Below are 6,951 nucleotides of genomic sequence, written 5' to 3' on the forward strand. Positions count from 1 at the left end.
CACCGGGAGAAGAAGCCCCTGTGGGTCAGGGAGTTCACCTGTCCTTCTTGTGGGGCTCTTCTCCATCGGGACGTGGCAGCGGCAGCGAACATCTTGGCTAAGGCCTGGACGGGGCCTTCGGCTACGGGTCTATACCCGGAACCGCGAAGCCCTGCTCTTTAGAGCGGGGAGTCGTCACGAAAAGGAGAATGGGCCGCAGTAGGGCGTTGGCCAGTCCCCATATGGCCCCCGCCACCAGGTAGTCCAAAAGTCCCGCCTCCTTGGCGAAGGAAACCCCTGGGTATACCAGGCTCACCACCCAAAGGGCCAGGGTGTTTAGGAGAAGCCGCGCCAGTAAGCCGCGCACGGCTTTAGCTTACCCCAAGATCCCCCACCCCCCTTGACAGTTTTGTTTTGGTCTGGTAGTTTTTTCTTTGCGCTGCCTGCTGGGGCGGCGGGGGATCTTGAAAGCTGGGGTGGAGGAATAGGTAGCGAAGGCCTAATGGCCTTGTAGGGTCAAGATGCTAAGGGCCCACGGTGGATGCCTTGGCACCCGAGCCGATGAAGGACGTGGCTACCTGCGATAAGCCAGGGGGAGCCGGTAGCGGGCGTGGATCCCTGGATGTCCGAATGGGGGAACCCGGCCCGTGGGAACACGGGTCACCGCCTTTTGGGCGGGGGGAACCTGGGGAACTGAAACATCTCAGTACCCAGAGGAGAGGAAAGCGAAAGCGACTCCCTGAGTAGCGGCGAGCGAAAGGGGAAGAGCCTAAACCGTCCGGCTTGTCTGGGCGGGGTAGTGGGGCCCTCGGATACCGAATCCCTGACTCTAGCCGAAGCCTCTGGGAAGGGGCGCCAGAGAAGGTGAAAGCCCTGTAGGCGAAAGGGGAGGGGATAGGTGAGGGTACCCGAGTACCCTGTGGTTCGTGGAGCCATGGGGGAATCTGGGCGGACCACCGCCTAAGGCTAAGTACTCCGGGTGACCGATAGTGGACCAGTACCGTGAGGGAAAGGTGAAAAGAACCCCGGGAGGGGAGTGAAATAGAGCCTGAAACCGTGGGCTTACAAGCAGTCGCGGCCCCTTTAGGGGTTGCGGCGTGCCTATTGAAGCATGAGCCGGCGACTCACGGTCGTGGGCGAGCTTAAGCCGTGGAGGCGGAGGCGTAGGGAAACCGAGTCCGAATAGGGCGTTAGTCCGCGGCCGTGGACCCGAAACCGGGTGAGCTAGCCCTGGCCAGGGTGAAGCTGGGGTGAAACCCAGTGGAGGCCCGAACCGGTGGGGGATGCAAACCCCTCGGATGAGCTGGGGTTAGGAGTGAAAAGCTAACCGAACCCGGAGATAGCTGGTTCTCCCCGAAATGACTTTAGGGTCAGCCTCAGGTGCTGACTGGGGCCTGTAGAGCACTGATAGGGCTAGGGGGCCCACCAGCCTACCAAACCCTGTCAAACTCCGAAGGGTCCCAGGTGGAGCCTGGGAGTGAGGGCGCGAGCGATAACGTCCGTGTCCGAGCGCGGGAACAACCGAGACCGCCAGCTAAGGTCCCGAAGTCTGGGCTAAGTGGGAAAGGATGTGGCGTTGCTGAGACAGCCAGGAGGTTGGCTTAGAAGCAGCCATCCTTTAAAGAGTGCGTAATAGCTCACTGGTCGAGTGACGCTGCGCCGAAAATGATCGGGGCTTAAGCCCAGCGCCGAAGCTGCGGGTCTGGGGGGTAACCTCCAGGCGGTAGGGGAGCGTTCCCGATGCCGATGAAGGCTGTCCGCGAGGGCGGCTGGAGGTAAGGGAAGTGCGAATGCCGGCATGAGTAACGATAAACAGGGTGAGAATCCCTGTCGCCGTAAGCCCAAGGGTTCCTACGCCATGGTCGTCAGCGTAGGGTTAGGCGGGGCCTAAGGTGAGGCCGAGAGGCGTAGCCGAAGGGCAGCCGGTTAATATTCCGGCCCTTCCCATGGGTGCGATGGGGGGACGCTCTAGGCTAGGGGGACCGGAGCCATGGACGAGCCCGGCCAGAAGCGCAGGGTGGGGGGTAGGCAAACCCGCCTCCCGGGAGCTCTGCGTGGTGGGGAAGCCCGTGAGGGTGACAACCCTCCGAAGCCAGGGAGCCGAGAAAAGCCTCTAAGCACAACCCATGGGAACCCGTACCGGAAACCGACACAGGTGGGCGGGTGCGAGAGCACTCAGGCGCGCGGGATAACCCTCGCCAAGGAACTTTGCAAGTTAGCCCCGTAACTTCGGGAGAAGGGGTGCTCGCCGTTGGCGAGCCGCAGTGAACAGGCTCTGGCGACTGTTTACCAAAAACACAGCTCTCTGCGAACCCGTAAGGGGAGGTATAGGGAGCGACGCTTGCCCGGTGCCGGAAGGTCAAGGGGAGGGGTGCAAGCCCTGAACCGAAGCCCCGGTGAACGGCGGCCGTAACTATAACGGTCCTAAGGTAGCGAAATTCCTTGTCGGGTAAGTTCCGACCTGCACGAAAAGCGTAACGACCGGAGCGCTGTCTCGGCGAGGGACCCGGTGAAATTGAACTGGCCGTGAAGATGCGGCCTACCCGTGGCAGGACGAAAAGACCCCGTGGAGCTTTACTGCAGCCTGGTGTTGGCTCTTGGTCGCGTCTGCGTAGGATAGGTGGGAGCCTGTGAAGCCGCCCTTTCGGGGGCGGTGGAGGCGCCGGTGAAATACCACCCTGATGCGGCTGGGGGCCTAACCCAAGGGATTGGGGACAGCGCTTGGCGGGCAGTTTGACTGGGGCGGTCGCCTCCTAAAGGGTAACGGAGGCGCCCAAAGGTTCCCTCAGGCGGGACGGAAATCCGCCGGAGAGCGCAAGGGTAGAAGGGAGCCTGACTGTGAGGCCTGCAAGCCGAGCAGGGGCGAAAGCCGGGCCTAGTGAACCGGTGGTTCCGTGTGGAAGGGCCATCGATCAACGGATAAAAGTTACCCCGGGGATAACAGGCTGATCTCCCCCGAGCGTCCACAGCGGCGGGGAGGTTTGGCACCTCGATGTCGGCTCGTCGCATCCTGGGGCTGAAGAAGGTCCCAAGGGTTGGGCTGTTCGCCCATTAAAGCGGCACGCGAGCTGGGTTCAGAACGTCGTGAGACAGTTCGGTCTCTATCCGCCACGGGCGCAGGAGGCTTGAGGGGGGCTCTTCCTAGTACGAGAGGACCGGAAGGGACGCACCTCTGGTTTCCCAGCTGTCCCTCCAGGGGCATAAGCTGGGTAGCCATGTGCGGGAGGGATAACCGCTGAAAGCATCTAAGCGGGAAACCCGCCCCAAGATGAGGCCTCCCACGGTGTGAAGCCGGTAAGGACCCGGGAAGACGACCCGGTGGATGGGCCGGGGGTGTAAGCGCCGTGAGGCGTTGAGCCGACCGGTTCCAATCGTCCGAGGTCTTGACCCTTTTTGCCCTGATGTCCACCCCAGCCCGGATCCCCTGCCGCCCGTGGGTGGCGTGGGATTTTGAAAGGCAAAACACGAGAATCCCCCGTGCCCATAGCGGCGTGGAACCACCCGTTCCCATTCCGAACACGGAAGTGAAACGCGCCAGCGCCGATGGTACTGGGACCGCAGGGTCCTGGGAGAGTAGGTCGGTGCGGGGGATTTTTGCTACGCGGGAGTAGCTCAGTTGGTAGAGCACGACCTTGCCAAGGTCGGGGTCGCGGGTTCAAGTCCCGTCTCCCGCTCCAATAGAAACCCCAGGCATAAGCCTGGGGTTTTTTATTTGACGCTTTCATCGGAAAGCCAGTCGGCCCAGGTTTCCAGGTGGGCGCTATCGGAAACCGTTAAGACCTCCTGAGCCGGTAGAAGGATGCGGGTGATGGAGGTATTGGGGATGTGGAAGCGTCTCCAGGCATCGCCCTCGAGGTCCAGGGCCATCTTCAGGGCCGCGCGGATGACCCCACCATGGGTCACCAGGAGGTGGCGACCGGGTGGGAGCACCTCCAGGAAAGCCTCCAGGCGCCGGGCCAGGTCCGCCATGCTTTCCCCACCTGGACGGGGGGTATGCCAGGGATCCTTTTGCGCTTCCTGGATGAACTCGGGATAACGGGCTTCCGCTTCCACCCGGCTTAGGCCTGCCAGGAGACCCACGTCAATCTCCCGCAGAAGCGGTGAGGTTTCCAAGGGGAGGCCCAGCATCGCCGCCAGGGGCTCGGCGGTTTCCCGGGCCCGGCGTAGGTCGGAGGCGTAAAGCCGGTGGAAGGGAAGTTGGCTTCGGGCAAGCCGCTGGGCCAGGCGGAAGGCTTGGCCGATGCCCACCGGGGACAAGGGCACATCCAGATGCCCTTGAAAGCGCTTATTGACGTTCCACTCGGTTTCGCCGTGGCGGATGAGCCAGATCTCTTTCATACCAGGCGGATTCCGGAGCCGGCCACCACCCTTCCCACCAGAAAGCCTTCCACCAGCTCCAGGGCCCTATGGGCGTCTTTTTCCGGTAGGACCAGGATGAGCCCTAGGCCCATGTTGAAAACCCGGTACATCTCCTCCTCCGGTATGTTTCCCCTCCGTTGCAGGTAGGGAAAGATGGGGGGAATGGGCCAGCTTCCCTTGTGGATTTCCGCTCCTAGTCCCTCGGGAAGGGCCCGAGGGAGGTTTTCCGGAAGGCCGCCCCCGGTGATGTGGGCCACCGCGTGGAGCTCCACGTCCGCTTCCCTAAGGGTGAGAAACTCCTTCAGGTAGGCCCGGTGGGGACGGAGGAGGGCGGCCTTGAGGCTTTCCCCCAGTTCCGCCACGTGCCCCTCCAGGTCCATCCCCTCCACCACCTTCCGGATCAGGGAGTAGCCGTTGGTGTGGGGACCGGAGGAGGGAAGGGCCAGGAGCACGTCCCCTTCCCTTACCCTTTCCGGGCCCAGGACCTCCTCCTTTTCCACCACCCCCACCAAGGTCCCCGCCAGGTCCCAGGCCCCCTCCCGGTAAACCCCGGGCATCTCCGCGGTCTCCCCGCCCAGAAGGGGGATGCCCAGGGCCCTGCAGGCTTCGGCCAAGGAGGAGAGGAGGGCGGATAGCACCCCCTCCTCCAGGCGGCTGGCCGCCAAGTAGTCCATGAAGAAGAGGGGCAAAGCCCCTTGGGCCAAAAGGTCGTTCACCGAGTGGTTGACCAGGTCAAAACCCAGGCCCGACACATCCCCTGCCCTCAGGGCCAAAAGGGTCTTGGTTCCCACCCCGTCCGTGGTGGCCACCAGCACGGGGTGGGCCATCTCCTTTAGCCTTCCCGCGTCAAAAAGCCCGCCGAAGGCCCCCAGGCCCCTTAGGACCTCCGGGGTATAGGTGGCGGCGATGGCCTCCTTGGCCCGTTTCAGGGCTTCCGCCTTGGCCTCTATCTGGACCCCGGCTTCCTCGTAGCGCATCGGCCTTATCCTACCCCAAGGGCCTCGAGGAGGAGCCTGCGCACCAGGTCGGGCTTGGCCTGGCCCTTGGTTCTCCGCATCACCTGGCCCAAAAGGGCGTCCAGGGCCTTAAGCTTGCCCTGGCGCACGCTTTCCGCTGCCTCGGGCATGGTGGCGATCACCTCGCTCACCACGGCCCTCAAGGCCCCCTCGTCCGCCACCACCCTCAGGCCCCGTTCCCGCACCAGGGCCTCGGGGTCCAGGCCCTCCAGCACCTCGGGCAGGAGTTCCTTGGCCACCCGGCTGGTGATCTCCCCCCGCTCAAAGAGGGCCACCAGCCGGGAGAGACCCTCTGGGGTAAGGCGGGTGTGTTCCAAGGTAAGCCCCTGGTCGTTCAAGAGCCCGGCCACGTCCGCCAAAAGCCAGTTGGCCAGGGCCTGGGGGGAGGCTTGGCCGAGGCCGAGGGCTTGGTCCAGGAAGCGGGCCAGGGAAGGGGTATAGGCCAGGACCTCCGCATCCTGGGCCTTGATCCCCAGGGCCTGGTATCGCCTTTCCTTTTCCCAGGGGAGTTCGGGGAGGTTTTTCCGGATGGCCTCGAGCCATTCCCGGGAGATGGGCACCGGGGGGATGTCGGGCTCGGGGAAGTAGCGGTAGTCCGCCTCCTCCTCCTTGGTGCGCATGGGGTAAGTTTTGCCGCTGCCCTCTTCAAAACCCATGGTGGCCTGCTTGACCCTCTCCCCCCGCCTTAGGATCTCGGTCTGGCGGCGGATCTCGTACTCCAGGGCCCTTTGTACGCTCTTAAAGGAGTTGAGGTTTTTGATCTCCACCTTGGTGCCCAAAGGCTCCCCTTGGCGGCGCACGGAAACGTTCACATCGGCCCGCATCTTCCCCTCCTCGGGGCTGGCCTCGGAGATCCCCAGGGTCTGGACCAGGGCCTGGATGCGTTGGAGAAAAAGCCGGGCTTCCTCGGGGCTTTGGATATCGGGTTCGGTGACCAGCTCAATCAAGGGGCTTCCCGCCCGGTTCAGGTCCAAAAGGGTGCGGTCCTCCAGGTGGAGGCTTTTGCCGGCATCCTCCTCCAGATGGAGGCGCTTGATGCGCACGGCCCTTTCCCCCAGGGGCAGGCTTCCCCCTTGGCCCAGGGGCAGGTCGTACTGGCTGATCTGGTAGTTTTTGGGCAGGTCGGGGTAGAAGTAGTTCTTGCGGTGGAAGACCAGCCTTTCCGGAACCCGGCTTCCCAGGGCCAGGGCCAGCCTTAGGCCAAACTCCACCGCCCTTTTGTTGGGCACGGGGAGGGCCCCAGGAAGGCCCAGGCAGACGGGGCAGGTGTGGGTGTTGGGGGGGGCTCCAAAATACTCGGCCTCACAGCCGCAGAAGGCCTTGGTCCGGGTCTTCAGGTGCAGGTGGACCTCGAGGCCGATAACCGCCTCATACATGATCTAAAGTTTACCAAGCCCTTGGGCCCTTTAGAGAAAGAGGGGGTGTGAGGGGCTATAATCCCCCGGTTCTGAAACCGGGGATACATGGACCCCCCACAGTGTGCTACGCTACAAGTGAAATGGTCCAGCGGTGTGAGGACCACCCCGGACCCGGCGCCACCTGAGTGGGAGGTGAAGCACATTCAGGATAGCACCTACAAGAAGGCCTTCAAGTACCG

Annotated in this window: 4 protein-coding genes, 1 tRNA gene, 2 rRNA genes and 1 pseudogene; 4 read left to right on the forward strand and 4 right to left on the reverse strand. The window is 63.3% G+C overall.

From position 1 onward, the window contains the following. Positions 1–18: 18 nt before the first annotated feature. Complete coding sequence (locus L0D16_RS11990) at positions 19–162, forward strand: transposase (RefSeq protein ID WP_243032430.1); 144 nt, start codon at positions 19–21, stop codon at positions 160–162. A gap of 4 nt (positions 163–166) precedes the next feature. Here the strand turns inward: L0D16_RS11990 and L0D16_RS11995 are convergent. Beyond that, a pseudogene (locus L0D16_RS11995) lies at positions 167–346 on the reverse strand (phage holin family protein); the annotation flags it as partial. Between the two features lie 147 nt (positions 347–493). Between L0D16_RS11995 and L0D16_RS12000 the strand changes: the two are divergent. The 3 genes from L0D16_RS12000 to L0D16_RS12010 all read left to right on the forward strand — a co-directional run bounded on the left by L0D16_RS12000 (position 494) and on the right by L0D16_RS12010 (position 3,656). Continuing rightward, positions 494–3,370, forward strand: a 23S ribosomal RNA gene (locus L0D16_RS12000). An 82-nt stretch (positions 3,371–3,452) separates the two neighbouring features. After that, a 5S ribosomal RNA gene (gene rrf / locus L0D16_RS12005) occupies positions 3,453–3,569 on the forward strand. Positions 3,570–3,580: 11 nt separating this feature from the next. Further along, positions 3,581–3,656: transfer RNA gene (locus L0D16_RS12010), tRNA-Gly, on the forward strand. Between the two features lie 31 nt (positions 3,657–3,687). On the opposite strand, the gene L0D16_RS12015 is transcribed toward L0D16_RS12010, so the two are convergent. From L0D16_RS12015 to gatB, 3 genes are read right to left on the reverse strand one after another with little or no spacing between them, the layout of a single operon-like run. Then, positions 3,688–4,317, reverse strand: a complete 630-nt coding sequence (locus L0D16_RS12015; RefSeq protein WP_243032427.1) for a histidine phosphatase family protein — start codon at positions 4,315–4,317, stop codon at positions 3,688–3,690. Next, a complete protein-coding gene (gene purM / locus L0D16_RS12020; protein WP_243032428.1) occupies positions 4,314–5,315 on the reverse strand; it encodes a phosphoribosylformylglycinamidine cyclo-ligase in 1,002 nt (333 codons plus the stop codon). Before purM ends, L0D16_RS12015 begins: the two co-directional genes overlap by 4 nt. A gap of 5 nt (positions 5,316–5,320) precedes the next feature. Further along, positions 5,321–6,730 carry an Asp-tRNA(Asn)/Glu-tRNA(Gln) amidotransferase subunit GatB gene (gene gatB, locus L0D16_RS12025; protein ID WP_243032429.1) on the reverse strand — a complete coding sequence of 470 codons (1,410 nt, stop codon included), beginning with the start codon at positions 6,728–6,730 and terminating at the stop codon, positions 5,321–5,323. Positions 6,731–6,951: the final 221 nt, after the last annotated feature.

This window comes from Thermus altitudinis (assembly GCF_022760835.1).
GTDB lineage: Bacteria > Deinococcota > Deinococci > Deinococcales > Thermaceae > Thermus > Thermus altitudinis.

Excerpts from the sequence above, each read along its gene's own strand:
- gatB (WP_243032429.1), bottom strand. The coding sequence starts at position 6,730 with ATGTATGAGGCGGTTATCGGCCTCGAGGTCCACCTGCACCTGAAGACC.
- purM (WP_243032428.1), bottom strand. The coding sequence starts at position 5,315 with ATGCGCTACGAGGAAGCCGGGGTCCAGATAGAGGCCAAGGCGGAAGCC.
- L0D16_RS12015 (WP_243032427.1), bottom strand. The coding sequence starts at position 4,317 with ATGAAAGAGATCTGGCTCATCCGCCACGGCGAAACCGAGTGGAACGTC.